The sequence below is a fragment of the Jiella sp. M17.18 genome (genome assembly GCF_041027365.1).
GTDB lineage: Bacteria > Pseudomonadota > Alphaproteobacteria > Rhizobiales > Rhizobiaceae > VKMB-3413.
Genome location: NZ_JBFTEH010000006.1, coordinates 70,583 through 93,343 on the forward strand (window position 1 = coordinate 70,583; position 22,761 = coordinate 93,343).

Here is a 22,761-nt window from a genome sequence, read left to right on the forward strand (position 1 = left end):
AGGCGGCCCCCCCTCCTCGACATGCATGGGTCCGGGTTCAGCGCAGGCGCCTGAGGCGCGTCGACAGAATGTCGTCGGTGCGTTCGAGCGACGAGCGGATGGCGCCGAGTTCCTCGTGGCTGAGGGAGTCGGTGATGTACTCGTCCATGCGCTTCCAGATCTGGTGGACGGCAGCCTTCGCCTTCTCGCCGGTCGGCAGCAGCCGGACCATGGTCTGGCGCGCGTCGGCGCTGCTGGCACAGCGCTCGACCAGCGCCTTCTCCACCAGCCGGTCCAGCATCTTCGACACGGTGGACGGCCGCACGCCGAGGTCTTCCGCCAGCGTCGACACCGTGACCGGGTGCTCGGGGTCCAGCCGGTCGAGCAGCTGGTCCTGACCCGGATGCAGGCCGATTTCCGCAAGGCTCAGCGTGTTGAAGGCCCGCGTCGACTTGGCGATGCACAGAAGCGCAGGAACGATCGTGTAGGGGTCGCTCGGCGCGCCCTGGGCCGCGGCCTGCGGCATTCCCTCGATGTTGCTCATGTCCTGTCCCTTTCGGTCTGCGGCTCCCGGCGGGCGCCAGACAGGCTTAACCCACGCCGCGAGCGGCGCTCCCTTTTCGTTGTGCGCCGAAAGATAGTGTGAGGGGGAAGGTCGGGAACATTGCAAATCCGGTCCCGTCAACTGTTTGGTAATGTTTCGGCAAGGTCCCTCCTGCAAACGCTTATGATCTCAAAGTCTTCGTCCCGACCTTACCGAATTGTCATCATCCGCGGCCGAGCATTTTTGGGGTCGACGGACCGCGCACCAGCCGAAAGATGCCGCAAAAGGATCGGGCGATCCCGCGCTGGGACGGCAGCGACTTGCGGATTGACTGCAAATGGACAGGAACCGATTCGATCAGGCGGCGGCTAGCGAGCGTGGCAGCCCATCCCGCCGCGTCGCGGAGGGCCCTGTCCCCACCGAGAAGCGCCAGCGCTGCAGCCGTCCGGGCCGGGCCGCCGTCGGGAAATCTTTCCCCGGCGCACCGAAATCCGCTAGGGATCGGGTTCCGACCTTTGCGCCGCCGCTCACGAAGGCTCGATACGGATTCCCGAAGCGCCGCCACGGCCTGCGCGGCTCGCCGGTCGTGGCGGCGCTTCGGATCCGGGCCTGTCGGAGCGAATGTCGCAGACGATTGAAATCCGCCAGCCGCTCCTCCGGGGCGGAGGACATTGCTCCGAAAGGCCTCATCCAGCATGACGATCCGCGTCCACAAAGGCGATCTTCCCGACATATCCCGCTACACCGGACCGGTGGCGATCGATACCGAGACCCTCGGCCTCGACACCCATCGCGATCGGCTCTGCGTCGTGCAGCTCTCGCCGGGGGACGGCACCGCCGACATCGTGCAGATCGCCAAGGGCCAGCGTGAGGCGCCGAACATCTCGGCGCTGCTCAAGGACGCCTCGAAGACCAAGATCTTCCACTACGGGCGTTTCGACGTCGCGGCGCTCTATCATGCCTTCGGCGTGATGACCGACGGCATCTTCTGCACCAAGATCGCCTCGCGCCTCACCCGCACCTATACCGATCGGCACGGGCTGAAGGACCTCGCGCGCGAGCTTCTCGGGGTCGACCTGTCGAAGCAGCAGCAGTCCTCGGACTGGGCGGCGGAGACCTTGTCGCCGGCGCAGATCGAATATGCCGCCTCGGACGTGCTCTATCTTCACGACATCATGGGCGTCCTCTACAAGCGGCTCGACCGCGAGGACCGCATGGATCTGGCGCGGGCCTGCTTCGCCTTCCTGCCGACGCGCGTGAAGCTCGATCTCGCCGGCTGGGGCGACGAGGACATCTTCTCGCACTCGGTCTGAGACTCTCCGCCGGCAGTAAGGGCGAGAGCGGCCGGCGCGGCGAGAAGAGGCCCAGAGACCTCTGGCTCCGGCCTTGTTCGGCAGCGCGCCGGCCATCGCCTGCTGCGGTCGCGAGAAATCTTGCGCCGGACCTGAGATCGTCTCGTTCACGCCGTCCGGTGTCGCAAACCGGACGTTGGAGCGCGGCGAAAACCGCCACATGCGCCGCATCACCCACGCGCTCCAATGAAAGGCGCACAAGATGCTTCGCAGCCAGACCGCTCAGACCCTCGCCGTCACCTCCCTCATCGCCGTCGCGCTCACCGCGACGGTCGCCATCCTGCATCTGATCGGTTGATCGGAGGCGGCGGGCGAGGGTCCGTCCGACGCGCCACGCCTGCACAAGGCGGCAAGAAATCAGAGCGGCGCGGCAGCCCGGGACGGCTGCCGCGCCGCTTGCGTTCGCGCCACCCGATTCCGCGGCGGCCGCCCGCCGAGCGGTCACGCATCGTCAGACGGTGATGCGCCGGAGCGCGGCGTCCGGCGCCCTGCGCCCCCGCCACTGCTTGGGATAGCCGAAGGAGACCTCCTCGAAGGCGACGCCGTCGATCCGCCGGCTGGACGGCATGTGCAGGTGTCCCGAGACGACCGCCCTCGCCCGGTATCGCAGATGCCAGTCCTCGGTTTCCTTCGTGCCGCACCAGATCGAGAAGCGCGGGATGCGCGGCGGCTTCGCCAGTTCCTCGCGCAGCGGCCAGTGGTTGACGAGGACCGTCGGCAGCTCGTCGTCCAGCGCATCGAGCCGCGCCTGCGTCTCCGCGAGCCGCGCGGTGCACCAGTCGGAGCGGCTGGCGTGCGGGTCGGGCGCCAGGAACTGCTCGTCGGCGCAGCGAAGCCCCGCCTCGCGGGCCCAGGCGACCGCCGCCTCCTGCGACACGTCGCCCGGCCGGAAGGAGTAGTCGTAGAGCAGGAACATCGGCACGATCCGCGCCGGAGCGCCGTCCACCTCGACGACGGGATAGGGATCCTCCGGCGTGGTGACGCCGCGCTCGCGGCAAAGGTCGACGAAGCGGCGGTAGCGAGCCTCGCCCCGCAGCGGCCTTTCTCCCGGCTCGGCGTCGCGGCCGGTCACCGACCAGAGCTCGTGATTGCCGGGCACCCAGACGATCTGCCGGAACTTTCCCTGCAGCGCGTCGAAGGCGAGATGCATGTGCCGCTCGGTCTCGCCGACGTCGCCGGCGAGGATCAGCCAGTCGTCCGGCCGCGCCGCGATCTCGTGGATCGCCTCGCGGTTCGCCTGATAACCGAGATGGATGTCGCTGACGGCGTAGAGCCTCACGCCGCGGCTCCGGCCGAAGGGGGAAGTGTCACCCGCTCCAGTTCCTCCTCGGCACCGGCAAGCGGCACCGTGCGCACGAACCGCACCGACAGTTCCGCCTGCGGGGCGGAAACCGCAAGCGCCAGCCGGTGGGTCGCGCCGAAGCGTCGGCGCAGGAAGCGCCAGCGGGCGGGATTGTCCGGGCAGGCGTCGGTGAAGGCGATGGTCGGCGGCCCCTCGCCCCGGATGTCGTAGGCAAAGCCGTCGAGCGGGAGGGCGAGGCCCATGCCGCGCGCCTTGATATAGGCCTCCTTCAGCGTCCAGAAGGCGAAGAACCGCTCGGTGAGTTCGGCGCCCTCCGCCGCCCAGGCATAGGCGGCTTCGGACGGCGCGAAATAGCGGCCGGCAAGGTCGTGAATCGCACTCTCGCGGGCGATCATCTCGACATCGATGCCGAGGTCGCAGGACCGGCCGACCGCAAGCGCCACGAGGCCGCGCGTGTGGGAGAGGTTGAAGACGAGGCCGGGGGCGAGGTGCGCCTGTTCCGGCGCGATCGCCGGCCGGCCGTAGCGGTTCGCCGCGAAGCGCCAGTCCGCCGGCGCGACATCGGCAATGCGCGACAGGGTGGTACGCACCAGCGCCCGGCCGACCAGATATTCGCGCCGCGCGCCCTCGACCTTGTAGCGCTCGAAACGGCGCCGTTCGTCCGCATCTAGCATGCGCTCATAGGCTGTGGCCGCCGCCGCATCGACCGCGTCGAGGTCGGTCAGCCAGACGGTGATCTCGCCCGACCGGTGCAGGTGGTCGTCGTTCATTCGATCCACATTCATGCCCCGCCCGACAGCCTGCCATCCCCGCCTGATGTGTCCCGCGCGATGCCGAACGGGCCGGCGCCGCAAGGGTCATCGAACCCGCGTACCCTGGTGAAACCGCATCTGCCACCGCCCGTCCTTGCAGGTCCAGATCGAACTGCGCAGGTTGACGACGCTCGCCGTGCCCGGACGGCCGCGCCGGACCCTGTATGTGATCAGCGCGACCTCGGGAGACAACAGCCGCACCTCCATGTCCGAGACCTGCCGGTCGACAGGACCGTCCGCGGCCTCGACGGCGAGAGCGGCGATGATCGCCGCCCTGCCCGACACCGCACCGGAACTGCCGATCTCGACGAAGTCGTCGGCGAGGAGCGCGCCCACACGGTCCGGATCGGCGCGCAGCGCCGGATCGAGCAGGCTGACCTCCAGTTCCATCAGATGCCCGGCGAGACGCCGGTCCATCGGCAGTCAGATCTCCAGGCAGATCTTGCCGAAGTGCCTGCCCGATTCCTCGTAGCGGAAGGCGTCGGCGATCTCGGCCAGCGCGAAGGTCTTGTCGATTTCCGGCTTGAGGCCGCTCGCCTCGATGCCGCGCACGAAGTCCATCTGGTGCTTGCGGCTGCCGACGATGATGCCCTTCAGCGTCTGCTGGCGCGCCATCAGGGCGGCGGTCGGAACTTCGCCGGAGCGGCCGGTGAGCACGCCGATCAGCGCGATGTGCCCGCCGATCCTGGCGGCGGTGATCGACTGGCCGAGCGTCGCCGGGCCGCCGACCTCGACGACATGGTCGACGCCGCGCCCGCCGGTGAGGTCGCGGACCTTCTCGCCCCAGTTCTTCGTGCTCTTGTAGTTGATCACGTGGTCTGCGCCGAGCGCGGTCAGCCGTTCCAGCTTCTCGTCGGACGAGGACGTCGCGATGACGCGCGCGCCCATAGCCTTGGCGATCTTCAGGCCGAAGATCGACACCCCGCCCGTGCCGAGCACCAAGACGTCGTCGCCGGCCTTCAGCTTGCCGTCGACGATCAGCGCCCGCCAGGCGGTGAGGCCCGCGGTGGTCAGCGTCGCGGCCTCGGCGTGGCTGTAGCCCTTCGGCGCGTGGGTGAACCAGGTCGCGGGCCGCACGACCAGTTCGCGCGCATAGCCGTCGATCCCGTCGCCGGGCGTCGTCTCGAAGTGGTCGACCGGCGGCTCGCCGTCCTCCCACAGCGGGAAGAAGCCGGAGACGACGTGGTCGCCCGGCTGGAACTCGGTGACGCCCTCGCCGACAGCCTCGACCTCGCCGGCGCCGTCGGCCATCGGGATGCGACCATCCTCCGCCGGGCTCATGCCGGAGGCGACGGCGTAATCGTGGAAGTTCAGCGAGCTCGCGCGGATGAGGACGCGTATTTCGCCGGCACCGGGCTGGCCGGGGTCTGCCATGTCGGTGAGGGTGAGCTTGTCGAGGCCGCCGGGCTTGGCGAGTTTGATGGCCTTCATCGTGTCTCTCCTTGCGAAAGGCCGCGGAACGCCGAGGCCGCCGCTCCTGCGGGGCCTGTCGGTGTCGCGGCGGATTATGCGTCGAGGGAGCGACATATTGCGGAGCGTGCGACCGCAAAGGGAACGCAGCGTCGCGAGATGGCAGACGGCCAAGCATGGCAGACGCTGCGCCGGGCGGCGGCAGCTGTGGGTGGATACAAAAAGCGGCCCGCACGCCGGAGCGCACGGGCCGCGATCGGTTCGACGGCAGCGGGCGGAGAACCGCCCGCCGTCCGAAGCGTCAGGCGTGGTAGGCCGCCTCGCCGTGATAGGCGAGATCGAGACCCTCGCGCTCTTCCTCGATGCTCGGGCGCAGGCCGGTGACCGCCTTGGTGATGGCGTAGAAGATCACCGAGCCGATGCCACACCACACGATAGTGATGACGACGCCCTCGAGCTGGACGAGCAGCTGGCCGCCCATGGTCTGGCCTTCGGCATAGCCGACGCCGCCGAGCGAGGAGGAGGCGAAGATGCCGGTCAGGATCGCGCCGGTGATGCCGCCGATGCCGTGGACGCCGAAGACGTCGAGGCTGTCGTCATAGCCGAAGGCGTTCTTCACCACCGAGACGAAGAAGTAGCAGACCGGCGAGACGATCAGGCCGAGGATGATCGAGCCCATCGGACCGACGAAGCCGCAGGCCGGGGTGATCGCGACGAGGCCGGCGACCATGCCGGAGGCCGCGCCCAGCATCGAGGCCTTGCCGCGGCCGATGCCCTCGACGACCGACCAGGACAGGATCGCCGCGGCCGTCGCCAGGAAGGTGTTGATCATCGCTAGGCCAGCCGTGCCGTTGGCGGCGAGCGCCGAGCCGGCGTTGAAGCCGAACCAGCCGACCCACAGGATGGAGGCGCCGACCATGGTCAGCGTCATCGAGTGCGGGGCCATGATGTCCTTGCCGAGGCCGGTGCGCTTGCCGACGAAGAAGCAGCCGATCAGCGCCGCGATACCGGCATTGATGTGGACGACCGTGCCGCCGGCGAAGTCCATCGCGCCCTGCTTGAACAGGAAGCCGTTGGCGTCCCAGACCATGTGCGCGATCGGGAAGTAGACGAAGGTCACCCAGAGCGCGACGAACAGGAGCACGCCGGTGAACTTCACCCGCTCGGCGAAGGAGCCGATGATCAGCGCCGGGGTGATGACGGCGAAGGTCATCTGGAAGACGACGAAGACGTATTCGGGGATCGACCCGGAGACGGTGTCCGGCTTGATGCCGGCCAGGAACATCTTCGCGGTGCCGCCCCACCAGGGGGAGTCGGAGCCGCCGAAGGCGAAGGAATAGCCCCAGAGCGCCCAGATCACCATGACGAGCGCGGTGATCAGCGTGCACTGCATCAGCACCGAGAGCATGTTCTTGGCACGCACGAGGCCGCCGTAGAACAGTGCCAGGCCCGGCAGTGTCATGAACAGGACGAGCAGCGACGAGGTCATCATCCAGCCCGTGTCGCCCTTGTCGATGGTCGGAACGGCCGCGGCCGCAGCGGCGGCGGGGGCCGCCGTGGTGGTGGTGTCCTGCGCGAAGGCGGCTGTCGCCGCCAATGCGGCGAGGATGCCGCCGGCCAGCAGAGTCTTTGCAAGACGCATGTTCGAAAATCCCCTCAAATCAAAGCGCGTTGGCGTCGGTTTCGCCGGTGCGGATGCGCACGGCGGAATCGATGCCGAAGACGAAGATCTTGCCGTCGCCGATCTGGCCGGTCTTGGCCGCGGTCTGGATCGCCTCGACCGCCCGGTCGACCATGTCCACCGGCACCGCCACCTCGATCTTCAGCTTCGGCAGGAAGCTCACGGCGTATTCCGTGCCGCGGTAGATTTCGGTGTGGCCCTTCTGCCGGCCGTAGCCCTTCACTTCCGTGACGGTCAGGCCCTGGATGCCGACGCCCGTCAGCGCCTCGCGCACCTCGTCCAGCTTGAATGGCTTGATGATCGCCATCACGATTTTCATGTTCACCTCGAACCTTGGGCGACACCCCCAAAAGCGCCGCCGAGTTGAGCCATCCGCCGCCTGGGGCGGGATGCCCGTGCGGTCACGATCAGACGGTAATCAAGGTGCGTGCCAATTGATGGAGGCGACCACGGTTCGGCCGTATTTTCCCGCAGATGCGCGCCGTTTCGCCGCAACTGCCTGCCAAGCAGGCATGCGGCGCTGCGGAAACGACGGTCAGGAATTGCCCAATGCGCCTATTTCTTGGGCAGGTCGGTCCGGCGCGGGCGGATCAGCCCTTCCTGCGCCCCCGAAGCGACCAGCGTTCCGTCGGCGGTGAAGAGCGAGCCGCGGGTGAGGCCGCGCCCGCCCGTCGAGGACGGGCTGTCCTGCGCGTAGAGCAGCCAGTCCGAGACCCTGACCGGGCGATGGAACCACATGGCGTGGTCGAGGCTCGCCGCCTGCACGCGCTCGTCGAAGACCGATAGCCCCTGCGCGAACAATGCCGTGTCGAGCAGAGTCATGTCGGAGAGATAGGCGAGCACGGCGGCGTTGAGGTTGACGTCGGCGCCGATGTCGCGCCGGCAGCGCACCCAGATCCGCTGCAGCGGCTCCAGCTTCTCGTCGGAGACGTAGTGATCGATGAAGATCGGCCGCAGCTCGATCGGGCGCGGGCGCTGCCAGTAGCGCTTCACCGCCGCCGGCGCGTTCTGCAGGATCGTCTCGGCGAAGGCCGCGCCATGCGGCAGCTCGTCCGGTCCCGGCACGTCGGGCATCTGGATCTGGTGGTCGAAGCCGTCCTCGTGCCGCTGGAAGGAGGCCGACAGCGAGAAGATCGCCGCGCCGTGCTGGACGGCGACCACGCGCCGGGTGGTGAAGGAGCCGCCGTCGCGGATCCGGTCCACCTCGTAGACGATCGGCACCTTCGGATCGCCCGGCCGCATGAAATAGGCGTGCAGCGAGTGGCAGGGCCGGTCGGCCGGCACCGTGCGCTGCGCCGCGACCAGCGCCTGCGCGATCACCTGGCCGCCAAACACCCGCTGCCAGCCGTTCTCCGGGCTCGTCCCGCGAAAGAGGTTCTCCTCGATCGTCTCCAGATCGAGGATCGTCAGAAGCTGTTCAACGGCGTCGGCCATCCTAGTCTTACTCCGTGATCGACGGGGGCTTCCCCGTCTTCATCCATTTGCCGCAAGGCGCGTTTCCCGTCGACGCCGACGGCTCGCGCATATAGAACGCGCCGATCAGCGAGGAGACCCGTTATGGCCGAATCCGACGTTTCCGCCGAGACCGGCGAGCGCGCAGACATCGTCATCGCCGGTGCCGGCTATGTCGGCCTGACCACGGCCGTCGCGATCAAGGACGCCGCGCCGCATCTTTCGATCACCCTCGTCGACGCCGCCCCGGAGGGCGTGTGGGAGAAGGACGCCCGCGCCTCTGCCGTCGCCGCGGCGGCCGTGCGCATGCTCTCCCGGCTCGGCATCTGGCAGGAGGTGCAGGACGAGGCGCAGCCGATCACCGAGATGATCGTGACGGATTCCAGGACCGGCGACGCCGTGCGCCCGGTCTTCCTCACCTTCGGCGGCGAGGCGAAGCCCGGCGAGCCTTTCGCCAACATGCTGCCGAACACGGCGCTGAACGGCGCGCTGCGCCGCCGCGCGGCCGAGCTCGGCATCGCCATTCGACAGGGCGTCGCGGTCTCGGGCCTCGACCAGGGCATGGCGGCGGTGACGGTGCGCCTGTCCTCCGGCGAGACCATCGCCGCGCGGCTTCTGATCGCCTGCGACGGCGTGAAGTCGGCGGTCCGCGACATGGCCGGCATCCGCACCGTCCACTGGGACTACGGCCAGTCCGGCATCGTCGCGACCGTCGCGCATGAGCGCCCGCACGAAGGCCGCGCCGAGGAGCATTTCCTGCCCGCCGGCCCCTTCGCCATCCTGCCGTTGAAGGGCAACCGCTCCTCGCTGGTCTGGACCGAGACGACGCGTGAGGCCGAGCGCCTGCTCGCCGCCGACGACATGGTGTTCGAGCTGGAGCTGGAGCAGCGCTTCGGCCACAAGCTCGGCGCCCTCACGGTCGAGGGGCCGCGCCGCGCCTTCCCGCTCGGCCTGACGCTCGCGCGCGACTTCGTGAAGCCCCGCATCGCGCTCGCCGGCGACGCCGCCCACGGCATCCACCCGATCGCCGGCCAGGGCCTCAACCTCGGCTTCAAGGACGCCGCGGCGCTGGCCGAGGTCGTGGTGGACGCCGAGCGCCGCGGCCTCGACATCGGCGCGCTGGACGTGCTCGAGACCTACCAGCGCTGGCGCCGTTTCGACACGCTGCAGATGGGCGTCACCACCGATGTCCTGAACCGGCTGTTCTCCAACGACCTCGGCCCCTTGCGCGCCCTGCGCTCCTTCGGCCTCTCCCTCGTCGACCGCGCCCCGCCGCTGAAGGAGTTCTTCATCGGCCAGGCCGCGGGGCTCGGGAAAGGGCCGAGCCCGCGGCTGCTGCAGGGGGAGGCGATCTGAATTCGGCTGCCCCGACTACTCTACTCTGGATAACTGCGCGCTACGAGCGGCTTCAAACCGCGGCGAAAATCTTGATCTGAAGTTTGGCGGACCACTTCCGATACGATGAATTGCGCTCCCATTACGAGATGCCCAACATCACGACGATTGGGCTGCTCAGCAGAGTAACGATTGATGACATAGGGTGGCTGGCCTGCGATGACGCGTTGGACACGGGCCACGTCGAATGAAGGCCAAACATCTCCCAAAAACTGGGCAGTCTGAGCGACTTTGTGCGCGAACCGATCTTTGATTTCCCGCTCTGTCAGACCGGAAGCCGCAGCCCCTGCCTTCAACGCGAGTTCGGTTGCCAGCAATCCTGCCTGCACCGCGCCGCGATAGTCGTACCCACCTGTCAGTATCGCGGCAGCAGCATGCAAATGGAGGCGAGAAAGGCCAAGGAAACGATGAAGGACCTCCGCGTCCTTATAAGATCTCCGCCGCTTCTGAAGGCCGTACTGAATATCCGCCACATCGCAGAATTGGTCTATATATCTAGAATACTCTTCAGTCTCTACTTGTATCATACGAAGCTGAATTCTGGTCAGATCGACGAAATCGAACGGATTGATACTCACTCTTCCGTAGCAATGGGGAATACTGAATCGCGCAAACACGTCACGGTACATAAATACGCCGATGTGGCCTCCCACTGCGAGATCTTGGCTCCTGTAGATCGACGCGAAAATTGCCCTGATGCGTTCGAGTATCACAGGAGTTCCGGCTCCAGCTATGACGAAGCTGGCATAGCCGAGCTTTTTCATCACGGCATTTGGGACCTCCCAATCTCGCTGTCTTATATCCCTGCCTGCGTCGAACAGCTCCTTGTCCGTGGTGCCCACGAGGTAAAGAAGCTCTTCGTCGCTAAGGCTATCAAGATTCATTATACCTCACAGGTGCTATCGTTCAGAAACCGGCGACAGGTTCTCGTCGATCAGGACCTTCACGCCGCCTGAAGCCTTTCCTCGAACTTCATCGCATCCCGCACTGTGGCCGGTTTGACCTCGAACAACTGCGCGACCCGCTCGACCGACTCTTCGGATGTCACCGCCCTGGCGAGAACCGCCGTGGGAATGCCGGACTCCGCCGCGATCGGGCGTCCGAAGGACCGTCGCGGATCGATGAGGATAGACGCCTTGCTGTCATAGGGACGCCAGCGTGCAACGGCGCCCTCCTCGATGTCGAGGTCCTTGAAACTCTTTTCGAAGACCGTGTGAAAGACGTATTGCCGCCTTCGCAGATCGAGCAGCTTCGGATCCTCGGACCCTTCCGTGCTTTGCAGAAAGATGGTGCGCCCGTCGGTCTTGAACCGCTGCGTCGAGAATGGACGCTCGTCGGCGAGGCACGCTCGGGCGAAGTTCAGGCAGTTCCGGACAGCAAGCAGTCCGACGCCGGCGTCCACGAACGCTTTGACGAAGCGCAACTCGATGAGGTCACGGAAGCCAAGCTCAAGGTGTTCTTCGATCATGGAGAGCTGAGAGGACCAGAGCGGCGGCACCTTCCGCAGCTCGCCGTCGCGGCGGTAGGTGTAGCCGCCCAGCCACCGACGGATATTGAGCGGCGGCGTGCCTAACAGGCGCGCCGCTTCAGCGACGGTGTAGGAACCGACGTCAGCGGGGATCACAACCTGGTGCGCCATCTCGTTCATCGTCGCGACAATATCCTGATTTCCCCCCGAGGCAATTCAGGCGATGCACGCGACGGGGGTGATGACTTCACGCTAGCCGCGGATCTGGATCGGCCCTAGCAGGCCGACTGAGAACGCGCGGGACAAGGCGAGGCGCCCACTGCCTTTCAGGCGGCGCCGACAGATGGCATGCCTCACACCGCCTCCACCGTGTACCGCAGATGCACCGCCCCATGGTCCAGCCGCTCGCACCCCGTCAGCGCGAGCCTGACCTTGCCCTTCAGGCCGCCGTCGAAGGCGACGATGCCCTGGACGTCGGTGCCGCCGTCGAGCGCGGGGGCGACGACGACGCTCAGTTCGTCGACAAGGCCGGCGGCAAGGAACGAGCCGTTGGCGCCGGCGCCGCCTTCGAGGAGCAGCGTCTCGATGCCGAAGCGGCGCTTCAGGACGGACAGGGCTTCGGCCAGATCGATGTCCGGCCCGGGCGAGACGACATAGGAGATGCCGTCGGCGGTCAGTTCCGCGAGATGGGCGTCGGAGACCTCGCTGCCGAGCAGCACGACGACGTGATCCCCGCCGATGTCGGCCTTGGCGAAGTGGACCTTGCCCGAACGGTCGAGCGCGACGGCATAGGCGTCCGCATCGGCTTTCGCGACGTGGCAGGAGCGATCCACCGGCCCATGCGCCGCCGGCGGATGCGGCTCGCCCTTCGCCATCTCCGCCATGGTGACGCGGCCGACCAGCCAGGCGTCGGCGCCGAACGTGTCGTGCAGCGCCTCATAGGCGGCGCTCCAGTCCTTCACGACGCCGTCGGGGCTTTCGGTGTAGCGGCTCGGATGGAGGCGGCCGTCGATCGAGGAGGTCATGTGGCAGATGACGGTGGGGCGCTCGGCAGCGGCCATGGCGGTGTTCCTTTGCATGAGGGGAAGCGGACGGACCGGCGGCACCGGCGCGCCGGTTTCGGCTCGCGGATCGCGGCATCCCGCTGTTGGTCACCGCGAAGAACGCCCTGCGGGCCGGCAGGTTGCCCGGCCCGGTGCCGGCCGGAGCCTCTGCACCGGCGGGTCGGCTGATCGTCCGGACGCGGCTGCAGAAAATTGCCCTCGCCCGGCGCAGCGCCGCAAATCCATTCCCCTTCCCCGTCCCAATCCGCAATCGGCGTCGGTGACCCCCGGGGCGATCCGGCCTATCTAGAACGAACCCAAATCGGCTCGGCGCGCGGCGGCTCCCGTCGTGTGGCGGCCAGGAAGACCGACAGGCGGAGACACCCATGGCGAAGGACCACCGCGCGGGATCGAAGGTGCGCGGCGACAAGCTGCCGGCGATCGTGATGGCGAATCACCTGCTCGAGGGCGACGTCGTCTTCCTCGCCGAGACCGGCTGGACGCTCGACCCGTCCGCCGCGCGCGTCGCCTATGACGCGGAGACGGCGGCGGCGATGGAGGCCGAGGGCAAGGCGGCGGCGGCCGCCAACATGGTGGTCGATCCCTATCTCGTGCCGGTGGACCTCTCCGGCTCCGGCCTGCCGGTGGCGCGGCACTTCCGCGACGCCATGCGCCAGAAGGGGCCGTCGGTGCATCCCGACATGGGCAAGCAGGCGGAATATACGCCGCTGGGGTGATACGGCATGGAACAACTGCCGCGGCAGAAACGGAAGGGCGGCTTTCTTCTCCCCCCGGGGGAGAAGGTGGCCCGAAGGGCCGGATGAGGGGGCCTGGCAGATGTCTGGAGAGATTATGCCAATCGGCGCTTGCCTCATCGACAGAAGCGCGAAACGCCCTCCTCGCCTGCCGGCACTTCTCCCCGCGGGGGAGAAGAAGGCGGTGACACCGTGCGCGGCTGCCCCTGCAGTCGTCCGCACCAGAAGAGACAGCGAGTAGGACGGACCATGTACCGCTACGACGAATTCGACGAACGCTTCTTGCGCGAGCGCGTCGCCCAGTTCCGCAGCCAGGTGGAGCGGCGGCTCGACGGCTCGCTGTCGGAGGAGGAGTTCAAGCCGCTGCGGCTGAAGAACGGGCTCTACCTCCAGCTCCACGCCTACATGTTGCGAATCGCCGTGCCATACGGGACGCTGAATTCGAAGCAGCTGCGCCAGCTCGCCTATATCGCCGACACCTACGACAAGGGCTACGGCCACTTCACCACGCGCCAGAACCTGCAGTTCAACTGGCCGAAGCTGAAGGACGTGCCGGACATCCTGGACCTGCTCGCGGACGTCGAGATGCACTGCATCCAGACCTCCGGCAACTGCATCCGCAACGTCACCTCCGACCAGTTCGCGGGCGTCGCCGCCGACGAGGTGGAGGATCCGCGCCCGACGGCCGAGCTCTTGCGCCAGTGGTCGAGCCTGCATCCGGAATTCGTCTGGCTGCCGAGGAAGTTCAAGATCGCCGTCACCGGCGCCGAGCACGACCGCGCGGCGATCATGGTCCACGACATCGGGCTGAAGCTGAAGCGCAACGAGGCCGGCGCCGTCGGCTACGAGGTGATCGTCGGCGGCGGGCTCGGGCGCACGCCGATGATCGGCAAGAAGATCAAGGACTTCCTGCCGAAGGACGAGCTGCTCGCCTATCTCGAGGCGGTCATGCGGGTCTACAATTCTGAAGGCCGGCGCGACAACAAGTTCAAGGCGCGGGTGAAAATCCTCGTCCACGAGACCGGCGAGGAGGAGTTCCGCGCCCGGGTCGAGGCGGAATACGCCAAGCTCGACGGCCCGACGATCAACGCCCCGGCCGAAGAGGTGGAGCGCATCGCCGCCTATTTCGCGCCGCCCGCCTACGAGACCCTGCCCGAACAGTCGCAGGCGCTGGACACGGCGCGCGCTGCCGATCCCGCGCTCGACCGCTTCGTCGAACAGAACGGCTTTGCCCACAAGCAGCCGGGCTACATCGCGCTGACGATCGCGCTGAAGGAGATCGGCGCGGTGCCGGGCGACATGAGCGCCGACCAGATGCGCGCCTTCGCCGACATCTGCGAGCGCTGGTCCTTCGACGAGTTCCGGGTGACGCACTCGCAGAACCTCGTTCTGCCGCATGTGAGGAAGGACGACGTGCCGGCGGTGTTCGCGGCGCTGAAGGCGGCGGGTCTCGCCTCGGCGAATGCCGGGCTCATCACCGACATCATCGCCTGCCCGGGCCTCGACTACTGCGCGCTGGCGACGGCGAAGTCGATCCCGATCGCGCAGGCGATCGCCAAGACCTTCGCCGACGAGGCCCGCCAGCGCGAGATCGGCCACCTGCCGATCAAGATCTCCGGCTGCATCAATGCCTGCGGGCATCACCATGTCGGCGCGATCGGCATTCTCGGGCTCGAAAAGGGCGGGCGCGAGAACTACCAGATCACCGTCGGCGGCGACGCGACCGAGCATGCGAGCCTCGGCGAGCGTCTCGGCCCGGGCATCGACGCCGAGGACGTACCGGGCGCGATCGAGACGATCGTCTCGACATACCTGGCCGAGAAGCAGGGCCAAGAGAGCTTCATCGAGACCGTGCGCCGCGCCGGCCTCGAACCGTTCAAGGCTGGCTTCACCGACTTCGTCGCGAGCCGGAGCAGTGCGCAGGAGGCGGCGGAGTAATGACGCTGATCACGCAACACGGCGCCAAGGACGACGCCTTCACAAGGATCGACAGCCTGGAGGCGGCCAGGACCGCCAAGGGGCCGGTGATCCTGCCGCTGGCGCTCGCCGCGGCGGCCGGAGGCGACCGGCCGGATGGGGCCTTCGGCCTCTCCGTGCCGGCCACCACGCCGGTCGAGGAGATCGCGCCCTTCTTCGATGCGGCCGAGATCATCGCGGTCGAGTTCCCGTCCTTCTCCGACGGGCGCGGCCTGTCGCTCGCCAGGCGCCTGCGCCGCGCGGGCTTTACCAAGACGCTGCGCGCCTCCGGGCCGCTGATCGCCGACGAGTTCGCCGACGTGCTCGCCTGCGGCTTCGACGAGGTCGAACTGCCGGAGACGATGGCGAACCGCCAGCCCGTGCAGCAGTGGATGGCGGCGAAGGACGCCATCACCGATCACTACCAGACCGGCTATGGCGAGCGGCCGAGCATCCTGCAGCAGCGCCTCGCCGCGCGGAAAGGGGCGACCCCATGATCCAGGACCCGAAGCTCCTCGCCGAGACGCTGAACGCCGAGTTCCACGAGCTGACGCCGCTGGAGCGCCTCCTCGACCTGCGCGAGAAGGTGAAGGGCCGCATCGTCTTCACCACCAGCCTCGGCATCGAGGACCAGATGATCACCCATCTGATCTTTGCCAACGCGATCCCGATCGAGGTGGTGACGCTCGACACCGGCCGGCTCTTCCCGGAGACATACGACGTCTGGCGCAAGACCGAGGAGAAGTACGGCAAGCGCATCCACGCGAAGTATCCGCAGGCAGACGCCCTGGAGAACCTCATCGAGGAACAGGGCATCGACGGCTTCTACTACGCCAAGGAGTTCCGCCTCGCCTGCTGCGGCGTGCGCAAGGTCGAGCCGCTGAAGCGGGCGCTGGACGGCGCTAGCGCCTGGGTGACCGGCCTTCGGGCCGACCAGTCGGCCAACCGCCACGACATGGACTTCGTCGGCTACGACAGCGTGCGCAAGCTGGTGAAGGCGAACCCGATCTTCGACTGGTCGCGCCCGCGCGTCGTCGACTTCTGCGAGATGAACGCCGTGCCGGTGAACGCGCTGCACGCCAAGGGCTTCCCGTCGATCGGCTGCGCGCCCTGCACGCGCGCCGTCCAGCCGGGCGAGCCCGAGCGCGCGGGCCGCTGGTGGTGGGAGGACGACACCAAGCGCGAATGTGGCCTGCACGTCCCGGACCCGGATCCGGCGGCGGTGTCGGAGGGTGCGGGGATCTGAGGCGGCCGCCGACTCTTGCGCAGCGCTCGAGCACTCGTCTCGCTTCGACGCCTCGTCGGGTGTGACGGCGCAGGAAAAGGCGCCCTCCTTCTCCCCCATGGGGAGAAGTGCCGAGCAGAGCGAGGCGATGAGGGGGGCTTGCGCTGCGTGTGAGGTAGCCCCTGGAGGCGGTGCCTCTGGCGACGAGTATCGAATGAAGGGGCCTCCCCCTCATCCCCTGCCGGGACTTCTCCCCACGGGGGAGAAGAAACCTGCCAGCGAGGTCGGGCAAAAAGTCCGACTCTTTATCCTCGGGGACGAGGATGAAGGCGAAAACGAAGACGCCAGCTTGATCAGCGCCGACAGCCTGTAAGGACATGCTGCCGAACCGGCAGCAACTACAACGAAAAGGCTTCCAGCCATGAAGCACATGACCCATCTGCAGCGGCTCGAGGCGGAGTCGATCTTCATCATCCGCGAGGTGGCGGCGACGGCCGAGAACCCGGTGATGCTCTATTCCATCGGCAAGGACTCGGCGGTCATGCTGCACCTCGCCATGAAGGCCTTCGCGCCGGGCAAGCCGCCCTTCCCGCTCCTCCATGTCGACACGACCTGGAAGTTCCGCGAGATGATCGAGTTCCGCGACCGCCGCGCCAGGGAACTCGGCATCGACCTGATCGTCCATACGAACCAGGAAGGCCTGAAGCGCGGCATCAACCCGTTCGCCTCGGGCAGCCGGGTCCACACCGACGTGATGAAGACCGAGGCGCTGAAGCAGGCGCTCGACATCTACAAGTTCGATGCGGCCTTCGGCGGCGCGCGGCGCGACGAGGAAAAGTCCCGCGCCAAGGAGCGGATCTTCTCGCTCAGGACGCCCGAGCACCGCTGGGACGCCAAGAACCAGCGCCCGGAGCCCTGGCGGCTGTTCAACACTCGCAAGAAGAAGGGCGAGAGCTTCCGTGTCTTCCCGCTGTCCAACTGGACCGAGCAGGACGTGTGGGACTACATCGCGCTGGAGAAGATCCCGGTCGTACCGCTCTATTTCGCCGCCCCGCGGCCGATCGTGAAGCGTGACGGCGCCCTCATCATGCGGGACGACGACCGGATGGAGCTGCGACCCGGCGAGAGCGTCGAGACGATGATGGTCCGCTTCCGCACGCTCGGCTGCTACCCGCTCACCGGCGCCGTCGAATCCGAGGCGCAGACCCTCGACGCGGTGATCTCCGAGATGCGCGGCTCGCGCGTCTCCGAGCGCCAGGGCCGGGTGATCGACCAGGACTCCGGCGCCTCGATGGAAGAGAAGAAGCAGGAAGGCTATTTCTGATGACCAGCGCACTTCGCGACCAGCGCCTTCCCGACGAGGCCGACCGGGCGACGCCCTCCCCCGCGGCCGCGCTGGAGGACGAGACCTTCGCCGGCCCCGCGCCGGATCAGGCGGACACCGAAAGCCTTCCCGTCGTCGATCCGCAGGCGCACATGCAGCCGCTGGTCTCGCCGGCGGAATCGCTCCTGCGCTTCATCACCTGCGGCTCGGTCGACGACGGCAAGTCGACGCTGATCGGCCGCCTGCTCTACGAGACCAACGCGGTCTTGGACGATCAGATGGAGGCGCTGAAGCGCGACTCGAAGAAGTTCGGCACGACGGGCGAGGACCTCGACTTCGCGCTGCTGGTCGACGGCCTGTCGGCCGAGCGCGAGCAGGGCATCACCATCGACGTCGCCTATCGCTATTTCTCGACGGGCGGGCGCGCCTTCATCATCGCCGACACGCCGGGGCACGAGCAGTACACCCGCAACATGGCGACGGGCGCGAGCCAGGCCGAGCTCGCGGTGATCCTCGTCGATGCGCGCAAGGGCATCCTGCCGCAGACGCGGCGGCACTCCTTCATCACCTCGCTCGTCGGCATCAAGTCGGTGATCGTCGCGATCAACAAGATGGACCTCGTCGACTTCTCCGAGGAGCGCTTCGCGGCGATCCGCCGGGACTACGAGGCGATCCTGCCGGCGCTCGGCTTCACCGACGTCACCTTCGTGCCGGTGTCGGCGAAGAACGGCGACAACATCGCCAAGCGCTCCGAGAACACGCCCTGGTATGACGGCGAGACCCTGCTGGAGCGGCTGGAGAGCGTCCAGCCGGAGACCTTCGACGCCGCCGCAGAGCCCTTCCGCCTGCCGGTGCAGTGGGTCAACCGGCCGAATCTCGACTTCCGCGGCTTCACCGGCACGATCGTCGGCGGACACATCGCCAAGGGCGACCCGATCGCGGTCCTGCCCGGCGACCGGCGGAGCACGATTAAGGGCGTCTACGGCCCGAATGGCGAGGTCGAGGAGGCCGGGGCCGGCGAGGCGGTGACGCTGACGCTCGCCGACGAGATCGACGTCTCCCGCGGTGATGTACTGGTCGCGCCCGGCGATGCCGTCGCGGTCGGCCGTGGCTTCGAAGCCGACCTTCTCTGGATGGTCGACCGGCCGCTGGTTCCCGGCGGGCGCTTCGTGCTGAAGCTCGCCTCCAGCCAGACGCCGGCAAGCGTGCGGTCGCTCGACGCGGCGGTGGACATCCATTCCTACGAGGAGAAGCCGGCGAACGCGCTCCTGATGAACGAGATCGGCAAGGTGACGATCGCCACCGACCGGCCGGTCGTCGCCGCGCCCTATGCCGAGAACCGGGAGCTCGGCTCGTTCATCCTGATCGACGCGATCACCAACGAGACGGCGGCGCTCGGCGTCGTGCGGCGCGCGACCCGCGAACCGGCTGCCGGCCGGGACCCGGCAGGGGCTTCCGCGGCAGCCGCGACGGCGGCGCCGCAGAGCCTGCCCCGGCGCCTCGCCACGATGTGGCTCGGGGAGGCAGCCAACGCCCCTGTGGAGCGGCGGGACGCGATCCTGCGCGCCCGGATCGCCGGGTCGATGCTGGTGGCATTCCTGGCGCTCCTGTTCGGGATGGAGTTCGGCCTGATCTTCGTCCTCGCCCTCCTGGACTTCGCGCTCCGGCCGTTCCTCGCGGTCGCCTTCGGCGCCAGCCAGGCACCGGAGCCGAAGCGGCCGGACGATCCGACGACGGTGGGTGACGGAGGCGGCATATGAGCCGGGAGCCGAACCTGGAGACCTGCGCCGGCAGCGCCTGCCTCGACGGCCGCGGGTTCCGCCCGATCGGCGGCGAGCACCGGGCCTACCACCCGCCGGTGCCGGTGCTGCAACTCGCGCTGCTGGCGGGCGCCGTCGCTCTCTGCCTCGCCTTCACCGCGGGGCTCCTCGGATAGGGCGATCTTGAGGAGGCGAGACCGGCGGAACCGGCTCGCGGGGCATTTCCGGTCCGGACGGCAGCCGCGCTACGCGTCGAGTTCGCGCGCTTCGGACGGCAGCATGATCGGGATGCCGTCGCGGATGGGATAGGCGAGCTTGGCGGCCCTGGAGATCAGCTCGTTCCTCTCGCGGTCGTAGACGAGCTGCGTCTTGGTCAGCGGGCAGACCAGGAGTTCCAGGAGCTTGGGATCCGGCTGTCCGGCCTTCTGGCGGTCGTTCATCGTCGTCTTCCGTCCTGGCTGTCGCTGCGATGGTCTCGGCGCCGCCGATGTCTAGCGCCGAACGGGCCGCCGGCAAAGACCGGCATCCTGGCCCGCCTATTGCAGCGTCCGCGGCGCCCCGTCGTCGCCCTCGCGCGCCAGCGCGATCTCGGTGATGGCGATCAGCGTCTCGGCCCGCGTCTTCAGGTCCGGGGCCTCGAGCAGCGCCTGCTTTTCCGCCGCGCCATAGGGCGACATCATGCACAGCGCGTTGACCAGCGTCTCGTTCGAGGCGCGGCTGACGGAATCCCAGTCCGCTTCCAGCTGGTTGGCCTCGAGATACTGCCGGAAGGTCTTCAGCAGCGAGTCGCGGTCGACATCGCCGGCACCCGCGCCGAAGTCGAGGTCGGAGAGGAAGGCCGCGATCCGGCAGCACCGATAGGGCTTGTGCCGGTGCAGTTCCTCGACCACGCGGAATCGCGCGATCCCGTGCAGGTTGATGATGTAGCGGCCGTCGCCGGTCTCGGTCAGCGAGGTGATGCGGCCGAGGCAGCCGACCTGGCAGAGTTCCGGCTCGCCGTCGGAGCGCTGGGCGCCATCGAGGCGCGGCTGGATCATGCCGATGATGCGATCGGAGCCGACGGCATCGTCGATCATCGCGATGTAGCGCGGCTCGAAGATGTTCAGCGGCAGCTGTCCGCCCGGCAGGAGCAGCGCCCCTCCGAGCGGAAAGACCGGCGCCACCGCCGGAAGGTCGGACTCGTCCGTGTATGTGAAGTTGCCCGCCTGAACCAATCGCCGCCTCCGTGACACTCCTCTCGCATTTGGGAGCCGGACGAGCGATCTCAAGAGAGCGGCGGGCGACTGCGGCAACCCGCGCACTGGCGACCGATCGCCGGCCGCGCGGGCCGATCCGTCAGGAGAACAGGAGCGACGACAGCCGGCGGCGCGCTTCCTTGGTGGCGGGGTCGCTCGGCCCCCAGGCCTCGAAGAACTCCAGCAGCTTCTTGCGCGCGCCGTCGTCGTTCCAGCTGCGGTCGCGCCGGATGATCTCCAGGAGATGGCCGGCCGCGGTGGCGCGGTCACCCTTCGCCTGCGCGATCAGCGCCAGGTCGTAGCGCGCCTGATGGTCGTCCGCGTCGCCCTCGATCCGCGCCTGCAGCTGTGCCGGGTTGCCGAGCTCGGCGATCTCCTCGGCGAGCTTGAGCTTGGTGCGCACGGCCGCGACCGCCGGGTCCTCCGCCTTGTCGGCCGGCACCTGGTCGATCAGCGCCTTGGCGCGGCCCGCATCGCCCGCCGCGATGTAGCACTCGGCAAGACCCGCCGTCGCGCCGGGATGGCCCGGCTCGTGCTGCAGGATCGCGCCGAAGAGCTGCGCGGCATTGCCGGCGTCGCCCTGCTCCAGAAGCGTGTTCGCCTCCGCCAGCGCCTCGGCGATCGGGTCGTCGCCCGCGCCGCCCTGCCCCTTCGTCAGGCGGTCGATGAAGGCCTTCACCTCGCTCTCCGGCAGTGCGCCCATGAAGCCGTCGACCGGCTGGCCGCCGACGAAGGCGAAGACCGCCGGGATCGACTGGACACCGAGCTGGCCGGCGATCGCCGGATGGTCGTCGATGTTCATCTTGACGAGCTTGACCTTGCCGCCGGCCGCCTTGACGACCCGCTCGAGGATCGGCGTCAGCTGCTTGCACGGGCCGCACCACGGCGCCCAGAAGTCGACGAGGACCGGCTGGCGCCGCGATTCCTGGATCACGTCGGCGGAGAACTTCGCCGTCGTCGTGTCCTTGATCAGGTCGGCCGGAGCCGGCCCCGCGGCAGCGCCGAAGCCGGAGAGGCCGGCGGCCGGTGCCGGGCCTGCGGCAGGCCGGGCGCCTGTCGCCCCACCCGTGGTCGTGGTCTGCCGGCCGTAGCCGCCCGAGGAATTGCCGTAGGGATTGTTGCTCATCGGTCTTGCCCGTCGCCGTCGGTGTCGGTGGCCTCGAGCCCGATGACGAGCGGCTCGTGGCTGGTGGATCGGAAGAACGCCATGAGATCCGCCGTCGCAATCGTCGTGGTCGCTTCGTTCGTCAGCGGATGGCAGTTGACCATATCGTATGCGAGCAGCCGCTCATCAAGCACGACGTTGACGGCGCCCTCGGTGTCGTTGAGGACGCCGAAGGCGGTGACCGAGCCGGGCGTGACGCCGAGCCGCTCCTGCATCGCCTCGGCGCTGGCGAAGGACAGCCGCCCCTGCGCGCCGATCCGCTTGTGCAGCCCCTTCAGGTCGACTTCGGTGCCGTGCTCGGCGACGACGAGGAAGATGCGGCCCTTCTTGTCCTTGACGAAGAGGTTCTTGGTGTGGGCGCCCGGCATGGCGCGGTGGATGTCCTGGCTCTCCGCCACGGTGAACACCGCGGGATGGTCGACGGTCGTCACGGCAATGCCGAGGCCGTCGAGATACCGCATCAGATCGTCTCGCCCTGCCGCCACGGCCCCAGTCCCCATCGCGTTCCAAGTTTACCCGCCATAGCGGAAACGGCCCGCGATGCGAAGGGTCCTCGGCCGCAGGAAGATGCATCCGTCGCGCCGGGCTCGGGCGGACGATGGCCGGGGCCGGGGGTCGCGGTCGGGCGGAAACGCTGGGCGACAGGGCGCGCCCGCAAACGGCTGCGGACCCTCGACCGGGGGAGCCGAGGGTCCGCTCTCATCATGCCGGCAAGCGCGGGGCGGGACTCGGCGGCAGATGGTCCGAGGGTCGGCGTGGGAGACGCCGCCCGGGGATGCGACGGCGATCGATCGTTCGCCGATGAAGAGAACATAGATGCCGGCCGGCCCCGGCGCTGTGACGTCGGTCACAGGTGAAACCGCTCGTCCGCGCCTCTTTTCCCCCGCGATCCGCCTGTCTAT

23 protein-coding genes and 1 pseudogene are annotated in these 22,761 nt (G+C 68.1%); 9 read left to right on the forward strand and 15 right to left on the reverse strand.

Features of this window, described 5'->3' with window-relative positions:
- Positions 1–37: 37 nt before the first annotated feature.
- Positions 38–523: a MarR family winged helix-turn-helix transcriptional regulator gene (locus tag AB5S17_RS12735; RefSeq protein ID WP_369239878.1), complete on the reverse strand. Its 486-nt coding sequence runs from the start codon at positions 521–523 to the stop codon at positions 38–40.
- A 695-nt stretch (positions 524–1,218) separates the two neighbouring features.
- Here AB5S17_RS12735 and AB5S17_RS12740 point away from each other — a divergent pair.
- Entirely contained in the window at positions 1,219–1,836 is a 618-nt protein-coding gene (locus AB5S17_RS12740; RefSeq protein ID WP_369239880.1) for a ribonuclease D, read from the forward strand.
- A 490-nt stretch (positions 1,837–2,326) separates the two neighbouring features.
- Here the strand turns inward: AB5S17_RS12740 and AB5S17_RS12745 are convergent, their stop codons facing one another.
- The 7 genes from AB5S17_RS12745 to AB5S17_RS12775 all read right to left on the reverse strand — a co-directional run bounded on the left by AB5S17_RS12745 (position 2,327) and on the right by AB5S17_RS12775 (position 8,515).
- Positions 2,327–3,154, reverse strand: coding sequence for a metallophosphoesterase (locus tag AB5S17_RS12745; protein ID WP_369239882.1), 828 nt, complete (start codon positions 3,152–3,154; stop codon positions 2,327–2,329).
- Positions 3,151–3,948 carry a 4'-phosphopantetheinyl transferase superfamily protein gene (locus tag AB5S17_RS12750; protein WP_369239884.1) on the reverse strand — a complete coding sequence of 266 codons (798 nt, stop codon included), beginning with the start codon at positions 3,946–3,948 and terminating at the stop codon, positions 3,151–3,153. The genes AB5S17_RS12745 and AB5S17_RS12750 overlap by 4 nt, the downstream gene beginning before the upstream one ends.
- 87 nt (positions 3,949–4,035) lie before the next feature.
- Complete coding sequence (locus AB5S17_RS12755) at positions 4,036–4,407, reverse strand: DUF4440 domain-containing protein (protein WP_369239886.1); 372 nt, start codon at positions 4,405–4,407, stop codon at positions 4,036–4,038.
- Between the two features lie 6 nt (positions 4,408–4,413).
- Positions 4,414–5,421: an NAD(P)-dependent alcohol dehydrogenase gene (locus AB5S17_RS12760; RefSeq protein ID WP_369239888.1), complete on the reverse strand. Its 1,008-nt coding sequence runs from the start codon at positions 5,419–5,421 to the stop codon at positions 4,414–4,416.
- 280 nt (positions 5,422–5,701) lie between these two features.
- Positions 5,702–7,042, reverse strand: coding sequence for an ammonium transporter (locus AB5S17_RS12765; protein ID WP_369239890.1), 1,341 nt, complete (start codon positions 7,040–7,042; stop codon positions 5,702–5,704).
- A 19-nt stretch (positions 7,043–7,061) separates the two neighbouring features.
- Positions 7,062–7,400: a P-II family nitrogen regulator gene (locus AB5S17_RS12770; protein ID WP_229154447.1), complete on the reverse strand. Its 339-nt coding sequence runs from the start codon at positions 7,398–7,400 to the stop codon at positions 7,062–7,064.
- A gap of 236 nt (positions 7,401–7,636) precedes the next feature.
- On the reverse strand, positions 7,637–8,515 hold the full coding sequence (locus tag AB5S17_RS12775) for an acyl-CoA thioesterase (protein WP_369239892.1): 879 nt from the start codon (positions 8,513–8,515) through the stop codon (positions 7,637–7,639).
- 123 nt (positions 8,516–8,638) lie between these two features.
- Here AB5S17_RS12775 and AB5S17_RS12780 point away from each other — a divergent pair, with 123 nt between their 5' ends.
- A complete protein-coding gene (locus AB5S17_RS12780) occupies positions 8,639–9,889 on the forward strand; it encodes a ubiquinone biosynthesis hydroxylase (RefSeq protein WP_369239894.1) in 1,251 nt (416 codons plus the stop codon).
- Positions 9,890–9,909: 20 nt separating this feature from the next.
- On the opposite strand, the gene AB5S17_RS12785 is transcribed toward AB5S17_RS12780, so the two are convergent.
- The 3 genes from AB5S17_RS12785 to AB5S17_RS12795 all read right to left on the reverse strand — a co-directional run bounded on the left by AB5S17_RS12785 (position 9,910) and on the right by AB5S17_RS12795 (position 12,457).
- On the reverse strand, positions 9,910–10,812 hold the full coding sequence (locus tag AB5S17_RS12785; RefSeq protein WP_369239896.1) for a hypothetical protein: 903 nt from the start codon (positions 10,810–10,812) through the stop codon (positions 9,910–9,912).
- Between the two features lie 59 nt (positions 10,813–10,871).
- Positions 10,872–11,576 carry a hypothetical protein gene (locus AB5S17_RS12790; protein WP_369239898.1) on the reverse strand — a complete coding sequence of 235 codons (705 nt, stop codon included), beginning with the start codon at positions 11,574–11,576 and terminating at the stop codon, positions 10,872–10,874.
- A gap of 173 nt (positions 11,577–11,749) precedes the next feature.
- Entirely contained in the window at positions 11,750–12,457 is a 708-nt protein-coding gene (locus AB5S17_RS12795) for a dihydrofolate reductase family protein (protein WP_369239900.1), read from the reverse strand.
- A 368-nt stretch (positions 12,458–12,825) separates the two neighbouring features.
- Between AB5S17_RS12795 and AB5S17_RS12800 the strand changes: the two genes are divergently transcribed.
- The 7 genes and pseudogenes from AB5S17_RS12800 (at position 12,826) to AB5S17_RS12830 (ending at position 19,635) form a co-directional block, all read left to right on the forward strand.
- Positions 12,826–13,176, forward strand: coding sequence for a DUF2849 domain-containing protein (locus AB5S17_RS12800; protein WP_369239902.1), 351 nt, complete (start codon positions 12,826–12,828; stop codon positions 13,174–13,176).
- A gap of 267 nt (positions 13,177–13,443) precedes the next feature.
- Entirely contained in the window at positions 13,444–15,132 is a 1,689-nt protein-coding gene (locus AB5S17_RS12805) for a nitrite/sulfite reductase (RefSeq protein ID WP_369239904.1), read from the forward strand.
- Positions 15,132–15,647 carry a DUF934 domain-containing protein gene (locus AB5S17_RS12810; RefSeq protein WP_369239906.1) on the forward strand — a complete coding sequence of 172 codons (516 nt, stop codon included), beginning with the start codon at positions 15,132–15,134 and terminating at the stop codon, positions 15,645–15,647. The genes AB5S17_RS12805 and AB5S17_RS12810 overlap by 1 nt, the downstream gene beginning before the upstream one ends.
- Positions 15,644–16,396 (forward strand): phosphoadenylyl-sulfate reductase, encoded by a 753-nt coding sequence (locus AB5S17_RS12815; protein ID WP_369239908.1) that lies wholly within the window; start codon positions 15,644–15,646, stop codon positions 16,394–16,396. The genes AB5S17_RS12810 and AB5S17_RS12815 overlap by 4 nt, the downstream gene beginning before the upstream one ends.
- Positions 16,397–16,772: 376 nt before the next feature.
- Positions 16,773–17,699, forward strand: a pseudogene (gene cysD, locus AB5S17_RS12820) (sulfate adenylyltransferase subunit CysD); the annotation flags it as partial.
- On the forward strand, positions 17,699–19,459 hold the full coding sequence (gene cysN, locus AB5S17_RS12825; protein WP_369239910.1) for a sulfate adenylyltransferase subunit CysN: 1,761 nt from the start codon (positions 17,699–17,701) through the stop codon (positions 19,457–19,459). The pseudogene cysD and the gene cysN, both read left to right, overlap by 1 nt.
- Positions 19,456–19,635: a hypothetical protein gene (locus tag AB5S17_RS12830; RefSeq protein ID WP_369239912.1), complete on the forward strand. Its 180-nt coding sequence runs from the start codon at positions 19,456–19,458 to the stop codon at positions 19,633–19,635. Before cysN ends, AB5S17_RS12830 begins: the two co-directional genes overlap by 4 nt.
- Before the next feature lie 69 nt (positions 19,636–19,704).
- Here AB5S17_RS12830 and AB5S17_RS12835 read toward each other — a convergent pair whose 3' ends face one another.
- The 4 genes from AB5S17_RS12835 to AB5S17_RS12850 form a co-directional block, all read right to left on the reverse strand.
- Positions 19,705–19,899 carry a Trm112 family protein gene (locus AB5S17_RS12835; RefSeq protein ID WP_369239914.1) on the reverse strand — a complete coding sequence of 65 codons (195 nt, stop codon included), beginning with the start codon at positions 19,897–19,899 and terminating at the stop codon, positions 19,705–19,707.
- Between the two features lie 96 nt (positions 19,900–19,995).
- On the reverse strand, positions 19,996–20,673 hold the full coding sequence (locus AB5S17_RS12840; RefSeq protein WP_369239916.1) for an LON peptidase substrate-binding domain-containing protein: 678 nt from the start codon (positions 20,671–20,673) through the stop codon (positions 19,996–19,998).
- A gap of 121 nt (positions 20,674–20,794) precedes the next feature.
- Complete coding sequence (gene trxA / locus AB5S17_RS12845; RefSeq protein WP_369239918.1) at positions 20,795–21,820, reverse strand: thioredoxin; 1,026 nt, start codon at positions 21,818–21,820, stop codon at positions 20,795–20,797.
- Positions 21,817–22,320, reverse strand: a complete 504-nt coding sequence (locus AB5S17_RS12850; protein ID WP_369239920.1) for a prolyl-tRNA synthetase associated domain-containing protein — start codon at positions 22,318–22,320, stop codon at positions 21,817–21,819. The genes trxA and AB5S17_RS12850 overlap by 4 nt, the downstream gene beginning before the upstream one ends.
- Positions 22,321–22,761: the final 441 nt, after the last annotated feature.